Genomic DNA, 15,202 nt, shown 5'->3' on the forward strand with positions numbered 1-15,202 from the left:
GAGGAAAGGCTCTAAGCCCTGAAGATGGTCCTGATGGTTTTCAGAATGGCGCGCGCGCTGTGGGCCTGTTCCGGGGGCAGGGCGGCGCCGTCGCGAAAGCGCTCGGCGCGGCTGGCAAGGTCTTCGGCGATCTCTTCCGCCAGTGCGGGACGTTCGTTCAGCAGCGGTGCAAAGGCCCCCTGATCGATTTCATAGGCGATCACCGGGGTCAGAGCCTCCAGGGTGCAGACTTCCTGCATACCCGCAAGCAGTCCGGTCTCTCCGAAGAAATCACCTGGTGCCAGCCGCCCGCGCTCCTGATCTCCGTGGCGCGCCGCGATGATGCCCGCCCGCACCATCATCAGCGACGGCAGCATTTCGCCCTCCCGCACGATGACATCGCCCTTGCGGAATTCGCGCACGGCCGTGGTCTCGGCGAGTTTCTGCTTTTCATCACGCGTCAGCGTCGCAAAGATCGGAATGGCCTCGATCAATTCGAGCGGCGTCACGCGGGGCGGCCGTGCGCTCTCTTCGGTCGGCAGTTCGCCGGTCAGGACTGAGGCGGTGGCAGGAACGGCCAAAAGCAGGCCGGCCGATTTGCAATGGCGATAAACGAGATCGAGCACCTCGTTTCGCGCCGGCACACGCTGGCTGGGGCTCGTCACCCGAAACTGCAGCTCGACCTCCAGCGCCGTGGCATCCAGCCCCTTCAGCGCCACGACCGGCGGCGGCTCGCGGACGATCGAATTGCAGCTCGCCAGCGCCGTTGCCATCACGTGCCGGACCGAGGCCGGCATCCGCGTCGGGGCGATGCGGATGGTGAGGATCAAGAGATGGGTCTCGTCCGGGCGGCTTACATTCGTCAGGCCGAGCTTTGCCAGAAAACTGTTCGGCAGAACGACGATATTGTTTGCGCTGGTCAGGATATGCGTCGCGCGCCAGTTGCTTTCGACGACACGCCCCTCCGTGCCGTCGCTGAGGAGGATCCAGTCGCCGATGATGTAGGGCCGGCCGAGCGTCAGCGCGATGCCGGAGAAGACGTCGGCGAGGGTGTTCTGGAGCGCCAGGCCGAGAATGATGGCGACGACGCCCGAGGTCGCGACGAGCGTACCGATCGGCACGCCGAAGACGAAGGCCAGGACCGACAGGGCCATGCCGATATAGACGACGCCGATGACGAGATCCTGGAGCAGGCGGGCCTCTCGCGGGCTGCCCTCCAGCACCAGATACAGTCTGATGAAACCGATGACGGCCCATGCCAGATGGATCCACCAGAGCGATTTCGCGACGATGACGAGTAAGGCCTGTGGATCCTCGGACTCATATCCTTGAAACCGGTGAGGTTCGATACCGTTGCCGACGAGGATCAATGTCATCGCCGCAAAGAAGAGAATCTGCACCACCAGTCGCGTCGTCGGCCGATGGCTGGAGAGCAGATGCCAGACGACGATACCGGCGAAACCTATCGCAATGAGGGATATCAGAGGCTTGCCGAAGAGCACGTCGTAGATCATCTCTCTGTCTCCGGGATCGGGCGGGCCGCACATGATTCAGCATCTCGGCCGCCCGCGCAAGCATTGGGCTTGCACGGGCGGTATCGGCGGATGTCACTTCTTGAGCGGGTAGGTGAGTTCTTTCTGATTGGTGTCGACGACGAAAACGGCGAGCAGACGGGCGGGTTTGGTCTCGCTGTCGTTGGCGCTGACGCCGTGACGATCGCCCGGCATTTCGGAGAAACTCTCTCCGGCATGATAGACCTTGACCGGGCCGTCGTTGACCTGGCTGCGGATCGCTCCTTCGAGCACGGTGGCATAGATGAAGGCGGTGTCGGGATGAGTGTGGCCTTCGGAGAAGCCACCCGGACCGTATTCGACCAGCACGCCCTTGATGCTCTTGCCCGGCACGTTGGGTAGCTCGTGCTCATAGACGAGGGTGACCTTCGAGGCCTTGTTTGCGTCGTGCGCGCCGGCGCCGGTGGCTGCAAGGCAGGCGAGGGCGACGGCGAGGAATGATGTTCTGATCATCGGAATCTCCATGGGATCGTGGTGCGCAGGGCGCGCATGGCGCCCTGGCAAGATCACTTCGGCTGCGCGGTCTTTGCGAACCATTGCTCGAAGGTGATCGAGCCGAGCCGCGGGTTGTTGTCGGAAACGAGCGACTGGTCGTTGAGCCTGGCGCCGAAATATTTTGCTTCGACATCAGCCTCGACGGTGCGCGGATCCTTCATGGCCTTCAGATATCTGGCGACGAGCTCGCTCAGGCGCGCCCGTTCCGGACCTGATATCTCGATCGTCGCGTTGGCGGGCGGTGAGAGCGCCACATCCGCCATGACATCGGCGACGTCGTCCGATACGATCGGCTGCACATAGGCCGGCGACAGGCGAACCGTCTGGCCGACAGTGCCCGATTGGGCGATGCCGCCGAGGAATTCCATGAACTGCGTCGAATGCACGATGGTGTAGGGAATCCCTGACGCCTTGATCAGCTTTTCCTGGGCGAGCTTGCCGCGGAAATAGCCGCTTTCCTGCAGACGCTCGGTGCCGACGACGGACAGCGCGATATGGTGCTTCACGCCGGCCACCTTTTCGGCGGCGAGAAGTTTGCGGCCAGAGGTCTCGAAAAATTCGAGCACGGCCTTGTCTTCGAAGGATGGCGAATTGGCGAGATCGAGCACGACTTCGGCGCCTGCGAGCGCGTCGGCCAGTCCTTCTCCCGTGATCGTGTTGACGCCTGAGTTCGGCGATGCGGCTATCACGTCATGTCCCTGCTTGCGCAGGCGTTCGACAGTCTTCGAACCGATGAGGCCGGTTCCGCCGATGACAACGATTTTCATAACAGATCTCCGTTCACTGCCGAGATGCGGCAGCGTTAAAATTGAATCTTCTCAATAAATTGCGAAGCTTAGTTCAGTCCTGCCTTGTCGAGGCCGTAAGCCTTGTCGGCCGAGCCGGGCACGGTCTTGAAGCCGACATTGACCCGGTTCCAGGCATTGATGGCCATGACGACGAAGGTCAGGTCCGAGATTTCCTTCTCCGAAAGCTGGCCGCGAACCCGTTCGTAGATCTCCTCGGGAACGCCGCCTTCCGGCAGCTTGGTCAGGGCTTCGGTCCAGGCAAGGGCGGCGCGCTCGCGGGGAAGGAACAGGTTCGATTCCCGCCAGATGGCAACGTGGTGGATCCGTAATTCGCTCTCGCCATAGATCTTCGCCTGCTTCACATGCATGTCGAGGCAAAAGCCGCATCCATTGATCTGCGAAGCGCGGATCTCGATGAGAGCCTGCAGCTTTTCGTCGATCACGCTGTTCTTCAGCGCCATGCTGAATTCCATGAATTTCTTGAAAAGCTCGGGGGACTGCTGGGCGTAGTTCAATCGCTGGGTCATTTCGTTTCTCCTCTAATTAAGGATACAAAATATCCTTATGGATATAAAATATCCTTAATTGCTGGACTGTAAAGCCATTCTCGCTTAGTCTGGCTGCATAAAGCCTATGCGCAAAAGTATGAGGGGGCGGGGATGGATATCGTATCGGCATTGCGGACCTTTCTGCGCGTCGTGGAGACGGGCTCGTTCTCGGCGGCGGCGCATGATCTTGACGTGACGCAGCCGGCGGTCTCGCGGCAGGTCGCGGCCCTTGAGGGGCATTTCAACACCCGCCTGCTGCATCGCACGACGAGTGGCCTCTCGCTGACGGCGGAGGGTGAACGGATGCTGCCGATGGCGATGAGGATTCTCGAGGCGGTGGAGGAGCTCGGCGATGCCGCCGGACCGGACGGAGCCATGGCCTCCGGAAAGGTCAGGCTCAGCGTTCCAGCGCCACTCGGCCTCTCTCTCAGCGATCGGCTGGGCGATCTTCTTGCAGCCCATCCGAGACTCTCGGTGGAACTGATGTTCCGGGAACAAAGCTCCGACATGATCGAGGAGCGCCTCGACCTCGAGGTGCGTCTGGGCTCCGTCGCCGACAGCAGCCTCGTTTGCCGGCGGATCGGCTGGACGACGGCCTTCCTCGTCGCTTCACCCGCCTATCTCGCCCGCAAGGCGCCGCCGCGGACGCCGAAGGACATCAAGGACCATGAATGCCTGTGCTACAGCAGGGCCGGCGATGCCTGTTCATGGTCGTTTTCGAACGGCTCGGAAGACATATCCGTCAGGATCTCGCCGCGGCTGACCGCGTGCAGCGCCGTCGCTATTCACAGGGCGGCCCTTGCCGGCGCGGGCCTGGCGGTGCTCTCCCACATCATCGCCGTGCCGGATATCGCCGCGGGTCGGCTGATCCCCGTCATGAACGACTTTCAACCGACCCGGCTGCCCATTTATGTCGTCTATCCCTCCCGCAGAAACATACCGCTGCGCGTCAAAACCGTTCTGGACTTTCTGACCGATGCCATCGGGCAGGATCCGTCAATGTGTGCAAGCGGCGCTGTCTCGCGGTGGGAGGGATGACTGTCGGTAAGGCGGCTTATCGTGCACGGCAGAAACCGCAGCGGGTTTGGCGCCCGGGCGGATTTGGCGTCATCGGCCTTGCCGCGTCAGTTTCCACCTTGCCTAACACCCGCGAATCCTGCCAAGTCGTGCGATCATGCAATTTGCGCCGCAACAAGACGAAGCCCTCAAGGCTGTTTCGAAATGGCTGAACGAAGGGCGCTCGCCGCTCTTTCGCCTGTTCGGTTATGCCGGAACGGGGAAGACGACGCTTGCCAAGCATTTCGCCGAGAATGTCGATGGCGACGTACTCTTTGCCGCCTTCACCGGCAAGGCGGCGCAGGTACTGCGCTCGCGCGGCGCCTCCAACGCCCGGACGATCCATTCGCTGATCTACCGGCCGCGCGGCGAGGAGGCAGTGGAAGACGAGGAAACCGGCAAGACGTCGATTGCGCCGATGTTTTCGATCAACCGGCAAAGCCCGGTCGCCAAGGCTGCACTGATCATCGTTGATGAATGCTCGATGGTCGACGAGGCGCTCGGCAAGGATCTGATGAGCTTCGGCACACCGATCCTGGTGCTCGGCGATCCCGGCCAGCTGCCGCCGGTCAGCGGCGGCGGTTACTTCACCAATCAGGACCCGGATTACCTGCTCACCGACATTCACCGCCAGGCGCGTGACAATCCGATCATCAAGCTTGCCATGCAGGTGCGCGAAGGCAATGAGGTGATGTATGGCGATTACGGCACGGCCAAGGTGATCTCGAAGAACGAGGTGACGCAGGATCTGGTGATGAAGGCCGACCAAGTACTCGTCGGCACCAACCGGACGCGCCGCCGCTACAATCAGCGCCTGCGCGAGCTGAAAGGCTTCAATGCCGATTATCCGCAGACCGGCGACAAGCTTGTCTGCCTGCGGAACGATCCGGCCAAGGGCCTGCTCAACGGCTCGCTCTGGCAGGTGATGACCTCGTCGAAGGAAACGACGAAGCCCGGCATCAATCTGCTGGTCCGCCCCGAGGACGACGACATGGACCGCGGCGCTGCCAAGATCAAGCTGCTGAAGCAGGCCTTCGAAGATGTCGAGGGCGAGATCCCCTGGAACACCCGCAAGCGCTACGACGAGTTCGACTATGGCTATGCGCTCACCGTGCACAAGGCGCAGGGTTCGCAATGGAACGATGTCGTGCTGTTCGATGAGAGCTGGGCGTTTCGCGACACGCGGGAGCGCTGGCTCTATACCGCGATTACGCGCGCGGCGGAGACGCTGACGATCGTCCGTTGACGTTTGGCGGGCAGGAGACGGTGGCGGCCGTCGGGGGTATGTTCAAGCCTGCACAATGCCGAGCAGAACCGCCTTGGCGATGGCCTGAAAGCGGTTGTTGGCGCGGAATTTCAGGATGATCCCGGCCTCGAGATCCTTGGTCTCGTCATGTTTCAGGTCGAGCGCCCGGGCGATGCGCTGGGTGGAATAGCCTTCCGCCATCAGTTCGAGGCAACGCCGCTCCTGTGGACTCAGGCTGGCGCTGTCCTGATTGTCGTTCAACGGCGGCTCCTCGATGCTGCCGTCGTAATCCAGGAGGTCGCCGACCTGTTGGAGCTGGCGGTGCAGCGTCGACATCTCGGCGGTCAGCTCGCGCTTGCGTACCTGCAGGGCCTCGCGGAACATTGCCTCGGCCGATTCCTGCGAATCGGCGCTGCGAAGCTCGTCCATCAATTCCTGGATGACGGCGATCGCCATGCCCGTCTCACGGCAAACGGTGATGACGGCCATGCGCATCACGTCGTCCTGCCCGTAGACCCGCATCAGGCCGATGCGATTGGCCGAAATCAAGCCCTTCTCTTCGTAGAAATGCAGTGTCCTGTGTGTCACCCCGAATGCATTGGCCATATCGGCGATGGGCACGGGACCATCAGGTAGATCCGGCGGCAGCGCGGCTGAAGGCAGGAACCGATATTTCGATCGGGCCTCCGAAGCGATACCGGCGGTGGCAAACAGGCGTTTGGAACCGTCTGGCATGAACCCTCCTAGGGCATGTTGTTGCACCTCATGCGGATTTGCCAGTTGCTTCCCATGCGCGGCGAGTGGGGTTTCCTCTAAGCGTTCTTCTCAGTGGGAAAGAAGCAGTACGCGGCGTACTCTACGCGATACGATGTCCACGTTATGCGTGAACGATCTTTTTTATAAGTGCTAAAAATAATCTCTTTTAAATGGGATAGCAACTTTACCGGCATATTTTGCCGGGTTCTTGGGTGTGTCGCACAAAAACATGTGCTGCACTGCGGAATCTCGCGGTCCTCTTCAAGGGTGACGGGATTTACTATCTGCGGTACGCGTGCGGCAAATGCTCAGCGCAATTTCGGTGTCCATCAGCGATTGGCATCGCATCCATTTGTGAATCTCGTTGGCCATCACGGAGCACATGGCTTAAAAGCAGGGCCTCCCATTTTCAGGACCGATGGATTTCGCCATGCCCGCCAAGCTCTCCGTGAACCTCAACGCCATCGCCATGCTGCGCAACCGGCGCGATCTGCCGTGGCCAAGCGTCGAAGCGCTCGGGCGGATCGCACTCGCCTCCGGCGCCAGCGGCCTGACGGTGCATCCGCGCCCCGACCAGCGGCACATCCGCTTTTCCGACCTTCCCGTGATCCGCAACCTGATCGACGACGAATTTCCCAAGGCCGAATTCAATATCGAGGGCTATCCCACCGAGGAATTCTTCGAACTTTGCGCCGGGGCCGCCCCCGAGCAGGTGACGCTGGTGCCCGACGATCCCGCGCAGGCGACCTCCGATCACGGCTGGGATTTCCGCAAGCATCAGGCGTTTTTGACCGATGCCGTCGCGCGGCTGAAGAGAATGGGATGCCGGGTGTCGCTGTTTGCCGATGGCGACGGGGATGTGGAAGCGGTCGAGATCGCCAAGGCGGTCGGCGCCGACCGGATCGAACTCTACACCGGCCCCTATGGCGGCTGTTACGGCGCGCCGGAACGGGCGGCCCCGATCCTCGAAGCACTCGGACGGACGGCGGATGCGGCCCTTGCAATCGGCCTTGCCGTCAATGCCGGCCATGATCTGACAGTTGAAAACCTGCCAGCGCTGGTGAAACGCATTCCCGCGCTTGCTGAAGTCTCGATCGGCCACGGGCTGACCGCCGATGCGCTGGAATACGGCATGGCGGAAACGGTACGGCGCTTTTGCCGGGCCTGCGGGCAGGCAGTTTGATCGGGGCGTTGACTTCAACGCTTTGACTGGAAGCGGGTTATTACGCTTCTGACTGTGAGTCACACAGTGCGTTTTGAAGCAAGAGTCTCCCGCGCCCAAGGACCTGGGCGCGCTGGATTCCTGTGCCTGTCACAGGAATCCAGCCACGGAGCGCCCTGGCCGTACGTGACTCATCTGCCCTGATGAGGGATCCAGAATCGGAGTTCGCTCATCCCTGCGACTAGCGCAGGAACACAGCGAAAGGCTTCAATGGCCTCCGGCATTGCCTGACGCCGTCAGGGCCGCCTTGTGTTCCACGAAGAAATCCTTCAGCGGCTGTGGTTGTTTGCCGGTCAGCTTGGTGAAGTCTTCGGTGACGATCGCGAAGTTGCCGGCGCGGATGTTGGCGTCGGCCGAAACCAGCATGTCGGCGACGAAGCCGGGAAGACCCGCGCCGCGGATGCCCTGGCCGAGCTGTTCGTCATTGACGTCGACGACTTCGAGCGGCTTACCGGCGGCTTCGGAGACGATGGCGGCGATCTGCCGGTTGTTCAGCAATTGCGCGCCGGTTAGCGTATAGGTGGCGCTCTCGGCGGTGCCGGAGGCAAGGGCTGCGGCGATGGCCAGCGCGCAGTCGTCACGCGAGATGGTCGAGATCTTGCCGTCGCCGGTGGCGCTGTACCATTTGCCGCCCTGCAGGTTGTGCGGCATGCCGTGCAGGTAATTGTCGTGATACCAGGCGTCGCGGATGATCGTGTAAGCGATGCCGCTTGCCTTGATGGCGTTCTCGCTGCCGAGATGATCGGGCGCGAAGGAAACGAGCGAATTGTCCGGCGCCGGCATCGAGGTGTAGGCGATGTGCTTGACGCCGGCTTTGACGGCCGCTGCAACGGCGCCCTTGTGCTGGGCGAGACGCTTGCCGGGCGTGTCGAGCGCGTCGGTGCTGATGATCAGCAGGCGGTCGATGCCGGCAAAAGCCTCTTCCAGGCCTGCCACATCGTCGAAATCGGCCTTGCGGGTGAGAACGCCTTTCTTTTCCAGCTCAGCGAGCTTTTGCGGGCTGCGCGTTGCCGCGACGATGCTGCCGGGCGCGACCCTGTAGGTCTCGATGAGGTGATGGATGACACGCTGGCCGAGCTGCCCGGCAGCGCCGGTGACCAGGATGGTTTCGCTCATAGGTCGTTTCCTTCTATGTTTTGGTGGCGGTCTCAAAAAGAGAGTTACACTAGAATAGGAATTGACTTGGCGGTGTAAAGGAGGCAGTTTTTCGGCTCTACGTTACCAAAAAGGAACCAGCAGATGACCGGCGCGGTCCTCAGTCTGAAGAACAGAATGCCGGGGATGCGGCGCGAGATCGATCTCGCCAGTCTCGATTTTTCGAATTGCCCGGTCAGGGACATGATGCAGCAAATCGGCGGCAAATGGTCGACGCTGCTGCTCGAAGTGCTGGCGGCTCGGCCCTGTCGCTTCGGCGAGCTGCGGCGGATGCTCCCCGATATCTCGCAGCGCATGTTGACGCAGACACTACGTGACCTGCAGAGGGACGGGTATATCCATCGCGAAGTGTTCCCGACCAAGCCGCCGAGCGTCGAATATTCGATGACCGAACTCGGACGCTCGCTCTACCAGCCACTGTCGCAGCTGCTGAACTGGGCGGAGGCAAACCACGATGCCGTTCGCGCCGCCCGTTCGCATTTTGATTCCACCGACAAATAGGCTGGCTTCCTACCGGCCGCGCCCTTCCGTCAGGAACAGCAGGAAGGCCAGCGCCGGGAAGCAGAAGCCGATCCAGGCTGTCATCGTCCAGCCGCCGGTCGCATAGGCCCAGCCGCCGAGCGCCGAGCCGAGCGCGCCGCCGGCAAAGAAGGTCGCCATGAACAGGCCGTTGAGCCGGCTGCGGTGTTCCGGGTTCAGGGCATAAATGGCGCGCTGGCCGCAGACCAGATTGGTCGTCACGCCGAAATCGAGAAGGATCGCCGCGGCCGTCAAAAGCAGCAGAGCGGTGAGCGAACCGTCCGTGGCGAAATGGCTGATCAGGAAGGAAGCCATGCCGAGCAGCATGGCAATCGTCGAGGCGATCCTCGTCATGCCGCGGTCGGCAAGCCGGCCGGCGATCGGCGAGGCGATGGCGCCGGCAGCGCCTGCAAGAGCAAAGACAGCGATGCCGTTCTGTGTCAGGCCGAAAACCGGGCTTGCAAGCAGCAGCGGCGTCGTCGTCCAGAACAGGCTGAAGGCGCCGAACATACCGGCCTGGTAGAGTGCCCGGCGCTGCAGCACGCGCGAGGTCAGCGCCAGATGACCCATGGAGGCGAGCAACTCGCCATAGCGCAGCTTCGTCTTCGGCAGCCGAACCGGCAGGTTGAAGCGCAGCCCGACGGCAAGCACGATCATCAGCGCCGCGGTGAGGTAATAGACCACATGCCAGGAGGAAGCTTCGGCGACGAAGCTTGCAAAGGGGCGAGCCAGCATGATGCCGCAGAGCAGGCCGCTCATGACATTGCCGACGACCTGACCGCGCGTTGCATCCGGCGCCATGTTGGCGGCGAAGGGAACCAGGACCTGAACTGCCACCGATGAAAGACCGATGCAGAGCGAGGCGATGAGGAAGGCCGTCGGCGTCGACGACAGCGCCGCGCCGATCAGCGCAACGGCGGAGACGGCGATCAGCAGCAACACCAGACGGCGATTTTCGGTGAGGTCGCCGAGAGGCACGATCAGCAACAGGCCGAGCCCGTAGCCGATCTGCGTCAGCGTGACGATCAGGCCGGTGGCGGCAGGCGTGAAGCCAAGATCGGCGCTGATCGGGCCGGCAAGCGGCTGGCCGTAATAGAGATTGGCGGCCACCAGCCCGCAGGCGGCGGCGAAAAGGAAGGTTAGCCAGGGGGATAGCGCCCTGGGAATGGCCTTATCCGGCGTGGTGGCTGAAATGCTCATCGGGAACTCCGGTATTCAAAGATTGAAAGGAATGATTTCAAATGGTCTTGCCGCCGGCCACCCGCTTCCGGCTGTGCAACAGCTTGCCGCTCCTCCGAGAGAATGGCTTGCCTTTCTCCGGGGGATGTCAGGTCACCAACTTCATCGCGGCTTCGGCGACGGCCGCCATTTCTTCACCGCTGCGCTCCACCTTGCCGATGACGCGCATGCCTTTGGTGAGGCAGAGAAGCGCAAGCGCGGTCGCTGATATATCGAGGTCTGCAGAAATCGAGCCGTCGGACTGGCCGAGGCGGATCAGATCGGCCAGCAGTGTCTCGTCGGTCATGAAGGCGGCGGCGACACGTTCGGCCGCTTCGCTGTCGAAGAGAGCGAGATCGCCGGCGCTGCCGACCACCAGGCAGCCACGCCTGCCGGTTTCGCCGTGGGAGGAGGCCGCAAAGAAGGCGATCAGCGCATGCAGCTTATCCCGGCCGGTCTCTGCCTTGGCGAGTTCGGCATCGAGCATGCCACGGCGCACGGCGCGGTAGCGGTCGAACGTTGCAAGGAAGATGCCACGCTTATCGCCGAACGCCTTGTAGACACTGCCGGCGGCAAGACCCATGGCCTCGGTCAGTTCGCTGATCGAGGCGGCGTGATACCCGCGCTCGGAAAAGACGCGTAGGGCAGCGTCGAGCGCTGCCTCCACGTCGAATTCGCGCGGCCGGCCGCGGCCCCTGGTCTTTTCTTGATGTTCAATGGTCGCCGTATTCATGGCATCTAATTAGGAAATGTTCGTTTCCAAATCAAGCGAAACTTTTGCGACGCAGCAAATCACAGAGCCAGAACCCAGTTCTGGCCGTTCGCCTCGGGGCCGAACATGCGGTGTCTCTCCTCGGAGACAAGCAGGAAGCCGGCCTTGATATAGATGGCGCGGGCGGTCTCCAGCATGTCGTTGGTCCAGAGCGAGAGTTCGCGGTAGCCCTTCTGTCTGGAGAAGCGGATGCATTCGTCGACCAGCATCTTGCCGAGCCCGAGGCCGCGGGCTGATTTGTCGACATAGAGCAGACGGAGCTTGGCGATGCCGTCGCCGCCATTGGTGACGAGGGCCGAGCCGACATTGACGCCGCCGCGCTCGGCGATCCAGCAATATTCCTTGGCCGGATCGAAATTGGCGAGGAATTTCCCGGCAACTTCGGCGACCAGCGCTTCGAAGCGCAGGTCCCAGCCATACTCCTCGGCGTAGAAACGGCCCTGGCTCTGAACGATCCAGCCGATATCGCCGGCGCGATGGGCGCGGATGACGGCCGGTGCGGGTTTGGCCGTAGGGTCGAGGAGGGCGCGGATGGTGTGCATGGCCGAGACTGCCGCCTCCGGCTCGCCGGCCGCGAGATTGTCGAAACGGGCGGCGATCTGCGCATTGGCGCGCCGGCCGAGTTCTTCGAACTGCTCACGTCCCCGGTCGGTGACAATGATGACCTGGCTGCGCAGATCGGCCGGATCCGGACTGGTCTCGATCAGTCCCTCTGCGCGGAAACGCTTGAGGATACGGCTGAGATAGGCCGGGTCGAGATGCAGGTCGCGGACCAGCGCCACGGCGCTGACACCGTCATGCGAGCCGATCTCGAAGAGGATGCGGGCATCCGTCAGCGTGAATGCGGTGTCGAGATAGGCCTTGTTCAGGAGGCCGAGGAAGTTCGTATAGAAGCGGTTGAAATCGCGCGCGGTTTCGATGAGGGCGATATCGGACATGGCAAAGATCTCCAGATGGAAACCTTGTCAGACTGCTGACAAGTCGGCCCACTCATCTTTCGTTTATCCTCGGCACAAGGCCGAGGATAACGCCGAGGAGAGAACGAGCCTTGTCAACAACTCAAGAATCTCCAAATAGAGATCTTGTCCTGTATTTAATGGACTGAGTCAACTAATTTGGCAATCCGAGGCGAGACACTTTCAGGCCGCTTCCTCTTCCGCGATCTCGTCCGCGCCAAGCGCGAAATCGACTGCCGCTCGCGCATGAATCGCCGTGGTGTCGAAGCCGGGCAGCGGCAGATGGTCGGGATCGAGGATCAGGCAGATCTCGGTGCAGCCGAGGATGATGCTGTCGGCGCCGTTGTCGATGGCGCGTGATATGACCGCCATGAGCTTGTCGCGTGAGCTGTCGAGTACCTTGCCGGCGCAGAGTTCATTGAAAATGATGTCGTGCACGGTGGTGCGGTCGCCGGCATCGGGAACCATGATGTCGAGACCGAGGTTTTTCATGCGGTCGCTGTAGAAGCCGTGTTCCATCGTGTAGCGGGTCGCAAGCAGCAACGGGCGCTTCCGGCCGCCGGCATGCAGCGATTTCGCCGTCTCGTCGATGATGTGGATCAGCGGCACGGAGATCTTCTTGGCAACCTCGTCGGCAATCAGATGCATGGTGTTGGTGCAGATGAGGATGCAGCCGGCGCCAGCAATCTGCAGGCGCAAAGCCACGTCGGCAAGGCGACGGGCGGCCATATCCCAGGCGCCGGCCTTCTGAAGGGCGACGATCTCCTCGAAGTTCACCGAATGCAGGATGAGTTCGGCCGAGGCAAGGCCACCCTTGCGGTCTCGCACCATCTCGTTGACGAGACGGTAATAGACCGCCGAACTTTCGAAACTCATGCCGCCGATCAGGCCGATCGTTTCCATGTCTTCACGCTCTCCATGATTCTGAACTTTCGAAAATGATGCCGTAATCCCGGCGCGGTGTGTTTGCGTTATTTGTTTCCATGGTAGGATATGTGCTATAATTTTGCGCCATTTGATGAAATCGTGCAAATATTGGGCGGAGGATACATGCTTGATGATCGCGACAGGCGCATTCTCGACATGCTGCAAAAGGATGCAGGCATATCCGTGACCGATCTTGCGGAGCGCGTGGCGCTTTCGGTGTCGGCCTGTTCGCGGCGTATCCAGCGGCTGGAAGAAAGCGGCCATATCGCCCGGCGCATCTTCGTGCTCGACCGGGAGAAAATGGGCGTGCCGACGACGGTCTTCGCTCTCGTCAAGACGGCTCACCATTCCGACGAATGGACGGAAAGCTTTCGCCGGATCATCGGCGACATTCCCGAGATCGTCGAGGCGCACCGACTGACCGGCAATCACGATTACATTCTGAAGATCGTGCTGCCGCGCGTCGAGCATTACGACGTGATCTACAAGCAGATCGTGCGCAAGCTCGAACTCTTCGACGTCTCGGCGTCGATCTCGATGGAAGAATTGAAACATGGAATGGCAATACCGGTGGGCTACGCCCGGTGAAAAATCATTTGAAGGGGCATGACAGTATGAGCGATAGCGATATTCGTAGCTTTCTCATGCCGGGGGAAAAGCTTCTTTGGTCAGGGCGTCCCGGACAAGGATTTCTTTTGACATCGCGGGATTTCCTCCTCGTTCCGTTCTCGCTTTTGTGGGGCGGCTTTGCGATCTTCTGGGAAATTACTGCCATCAGCACGGAAACGCCGGTATTCACAAAATTATGGGGTATTCCGTTCGTACTCATGGGCCTTTACCTAATGGCCGGACGCTTTTTCGTCGATGCGGCTGCCCGGGCTCGGACGGAATATGTACTGACCAACAGACGTGTGATCATTCGCAGAAGCGGCTCTTTCGACATTTGTCCACCAACCAGCTCGAACTCCTGCCGTCGATCAGTCTTGAAGAGGGCAGCCGCGGCAAGGGTACGATCAAATTCTGCGTGCCGTCCAACAGGAGGATGAGCGGCTGGACGCCAAGTCTGGCCAACGAACCTCAGCTTCTGGGGATCGAGGATGCGCGACACGTTTACAGCCTCCTGGAAACAGCAAGGTCGGATTGCACCAGCAGCCGATAATTCGCAGTGCCATCGATAGGGATTAATGTGTCTCTATAAGGAACGTTTTTGGACATATTGCGTTCACCTTTGGTTCAGGAGGAGGGGAAGATATTTCCCTCACTTGGAGGAGCAGAGGAGAACAGTCATGAGAAAGCTGACCGTCGCCGCGTTGTGCTTGATCATAGGTGCCCCCGGCATCACGCCGGCTCAAGCGTTTCCGGCTATCAACCCACCCAGGATCGAAGCGCAGCAGCAGATAGAGCATGTGCAATGGCGTGGCCGAGGCGGCCACTGGGGTGGCGGCCATTACCGAGGCGGCTATTACAGAGGTTACCACCATAACCATGGAGCGGACTGGGGCTGGGCCTTGGGTGGCCTAGCCGTCGGCACCATCATTGGCGGCGCATTGGCACAGCCCTATTACGGCTCGTATTACGGTTCACCCTACGGCTATTACGGCTCGCCCTACCGCTATTACGGTTCGCCGTATCGCTATTATGGCCGGCCCTATCGGGCCTATGCGTCGTCTGGCTATTATGGACGGGGCGGCAACCACGAGAGTTGGTGCTATGCGCGTTATCGGTCGTACAGGGCGTTCGACAATACCTTCCAGCCCTATCATGGACCCCGTCGCCAGTGCGTCGGTCCCTATTGATTGCTGCGCCGTGAACTGTTCCGGGCCGACTACCCGTTCGAACGCTATGTCTGTGTCGCACCTCGACCGAGGCTCTGGGCAGTTATAATTCTGCCCGACGTCCGCTTCACAAGCGTCGCCGGGTTGGATTGCAGGAGTTGCCGATAATCTCGGCGCTAAAGCGCGCCGCGATCGGACTCGTTTGTCGCGCTTTGGTCT

At 61.1% G+C, this 15,202-nt stretch carries 17 protein-coding genes; 7 read left to right on the top strand and 10 right to left on the bottom strand.

The window, feature by feature from the left end; translation table 11 throughout:
• Positions 1-11: 11 nt before the first annotated feature.
• The 4 genes from FHT69_RS03320 to FHT69_RS03335 form a co-directional block, all read right to left on the bottom strand.
• Positions 12-1,493, bottom strand: a complete 1,482-nt coding sequence (locus FHT69_RS03320) for a mechanosensitive ion channel family protein (RefSeq protein ID WP_183904906.1) — start codon at positions 1,491-1,493, stop codon at positions 12-14.
• A gap of 93 nt (positions 1,494-1,586) precedes the next feature.
• Positions 1,587-2,003 (bottom strand): cupin domain-containing protein, encoded by a 417-nt coding sequence (locus tag FHT69_RS03325; RefSeq protein WP_097542182.1) that lies wholly within the window; start codon positions 2,001-2,003, stop codon positions 1,587-1,589.
• A 53-nt stretch (positions 2,004-2,056) separates the two neighbouring features.
• Positions 2,057-2,812 carry an SDR family oxidoreductase gene (locus FHT69_RS03330; RefSeq protein WP_183904907.1) on the bottom strand — a complete coding sequence of 252 codons (756 nt, stop codon included), beginning with the start codon at positions 2,810-2,812 and terminating at the stop codon, positions 2,057-2,059.
• Between the two features lie 68 nt (positions 2,813-2,880).
• On the bottom strand, positions 2,881-3,360 hold the full coding sequence (locus FHT69_RS03335; protein ID WP_047610801.1) for a carboxymuconolactone decarboxylase family protein: 480 nt from the start codon (positions 3,358-3,360) through the stop codon (positions 2,881-2,883).
• A 132-nt stretch (positions 3,361-3,492) separates the two neighbouring features.
• Here FHT69_RS03335 and FHT69_RS03340 point away from each other — a divergent pair, with 132 nt between their 5' ends.
• Positions 3,493-4,419 carry a LysR family transcriptional regulator gene (locus FHT69_RS03340; protein WP_183904908.1) on the top strand — a complete coding sequence of 309 codons (927 nt, stop codon included), beginning with the start codon at positions 3,493-3,495 and terminating at the stop codon, positions 4,417-4,419.
• 136 nt (positions 4,420-4,555) lie between these two features.
• Positions 4,556-5,683 carry an ATP-dependent RecD-like DNA helicase gene (locus FHT69_RS03345; protein WP_047610798.1) on the top strand — a complete coding sequence of 376 codons (1,128 nt, stop codon included), beginning with the start codon at positions 4,556-4,558 and terminating at the stop codon, positions 5,681-5,683.
• 42 nt (positions 5,684-5,725) lie between these two features.
• On the opposite strand, the gene FHT69_RS03350 is transcribed toward FHT69_RS03345, so the two are convergent.
• Positions 5,726-6,418 carry a MerR family transcriptional regulator gene (locus tag FHT69_RS03350; protein ID WP_047610796.1) on the bottom strand — a complete coding sequence of 231 codons (693 nt, stop codon included), beginning with the start codon at positions 6,416-6,418 and terminating at the stop codon, positions 5,726-5,728.
• A gap of 451 nt (positions 6,419-6,869) precedes the next feature.
• Here FHT69_RS03350 and FHT69_RS03355 point away from each other — a divergent pair, with 451 nt between their 5' ends.
• Complete coding sequence (locus tag FHT69_RS03355; protein WP_132572502.1) at positions 6,870-7,622, top strand: pyridoxine 5'-phosphate synthase; 753 nt, start codon at positions 6,870-6,872, stop codon at positions 7,620-7,622.
• 246 nt (positions 7,623-7,868) lie between these two features.
• Here FHT69_RS03355 and FHT69_RS03360 read toward each other — a convergent pair whose 3' ends face one another.
• Positions 7,869-8,777 (bottom strand): SDR family oxidoreductase, encoded by a 909-nt coding sequence (locus FHT69_RS03360; RefSeq protein WP_168334186.1) that lies wholly within the window; start codon positions 8,775-8,777, stop codon positions 7,869-7,871.
• Positions 8,778-8,900: 123 nt separating this feature from the next.
• Here FHT69_RS03360 and FHT69_RS03365 point away from each other — a divergent pair, with 123 nt between their 5' ends.
• Positions 8,901-9,317, top strand: coding sequence for a winged helix-turn-helix transcriptional regulator (locus FHT69_RS03365; protein WP_028757540.1), 417 nt, complete (start codon positions 8,901-8,903; stop codon positions 9,315-9,317).
• A gap of 9 nt (positions 9,318-9,326) precedes the next feature.
• On the opposite strand, the gene FHT69_RS03370 is transcribed toward FHT69_RS03365, so the two are convergent.
• The 4 genes from FHT69_RS03370 to FHT69_RS03385 form a co-directional block, all read right to left on the bottom strand.
• The gene (locus tag FHT69_RS03370; protein WP_183904909.1) at positions 9,327-10,535 is read right to left on the bottom strand and encodes an MFS transporter; all 1,209 of its coding nucleotides are present in this window, start codon (positions 10,533-10,535) and stop codon (positions 9,327-9,329) included.
• Positions 10,536-10,662: 127 nt separating this feature from the next.
• On the bottom strand, positions 10,663-11,286 hold the full coding sequence (locus FHT69_RS03375; RefSeq protein WP_028757542.1) for a TetR/AcrR family transcriptional regulator: 624 nt from the start codon (positions 11,284-11,286) through the stop codon (positions 10,663-10,665).
• 59 nt (positions 11,287-11,345) lie between these two features.
• On the bottom strand, positions 11,346-12,263 hold the full coding sequence (locus tag FHT69_RS03380; RefSeq protein WP_028757543.1) for a helix-turn-helix domain-containing GNAT family N-acetyltransferase: 918 nt from the start codon (positions 12,261-12,263) through the stop codon (positions 11,346-11,348).
• Positions 12,264-12,464: 201 nt separating this feature from the next.
• A complete protein-coding gene (locus FHT69_RS03385; protein ID WP_028757544.1) occupies positions 12,465-13,184 on the bottom strand; it encodes an aspartate/glutamate racemase family protein in 720 nt (239 codons plus the stop codon).
• 147 nt (positions 13,185-13,331) lie between these two features.
• Here FHT69_RS03385 and FHT69_RS03390 point away from each other — a divergent pair, with 147 nt between their 5' ends.
• The 3 genes from FHT69_RS03390 to FHT69_RS03395 all read left to right on the top strand — a co-directional run bounded on the left by FHT69_RS03390 (position 13,332) and on the right by FHT69_RS03395 (position 15,004).
• Positions 13,332-13,796 carry an Lrp/AsnC family transcriptional regulator gene (locus tag FHT69_RS03390; RefSeq protein WP_047610791.1) on the top strand — a complete coding sequence of 155 codons (465 nt, stop codon included), beginning with the start codon at positions 13,332-13,334 and terminating at the stop codon, positions 13,794-13,796.
• Between the two features lie 26 nt (positions 13,797-13,822).
• On the top strand, positions 13,823-14,254 hold the full coding sequence (locus FHT69_RS33950) for a hypothetical protein (protein ID WP_246780688.1): 432 nt from the start codon (positions 13,823-13,825) through the stop codon (positions 14,252-14,254).
• 240 nt (positions 14,255-14,494) lie between these two features.
• A complete protein-coding gene (locus tag FHT69_RS03395) occupies positions 14,495-15,004 on the top strand; it encodes a BA14K family protein (protein ID WP_080759837.1) in 510 nt (169 codons plus the stop codon).
• The last annotated feature ends 198 nt before the right edge of the window (positions 15,005-15,202 follow it).

It is taken from the genome of Rhizobium sp. BK008 (assembly GCF_014197345.1).
Classification (GTDB): Bacteria; Pseudomonadota; Alphaproteobacteria; order Rhizobiales; family Rhizobiaceae; genus Rhizobium; species Rhizobium anhuiense.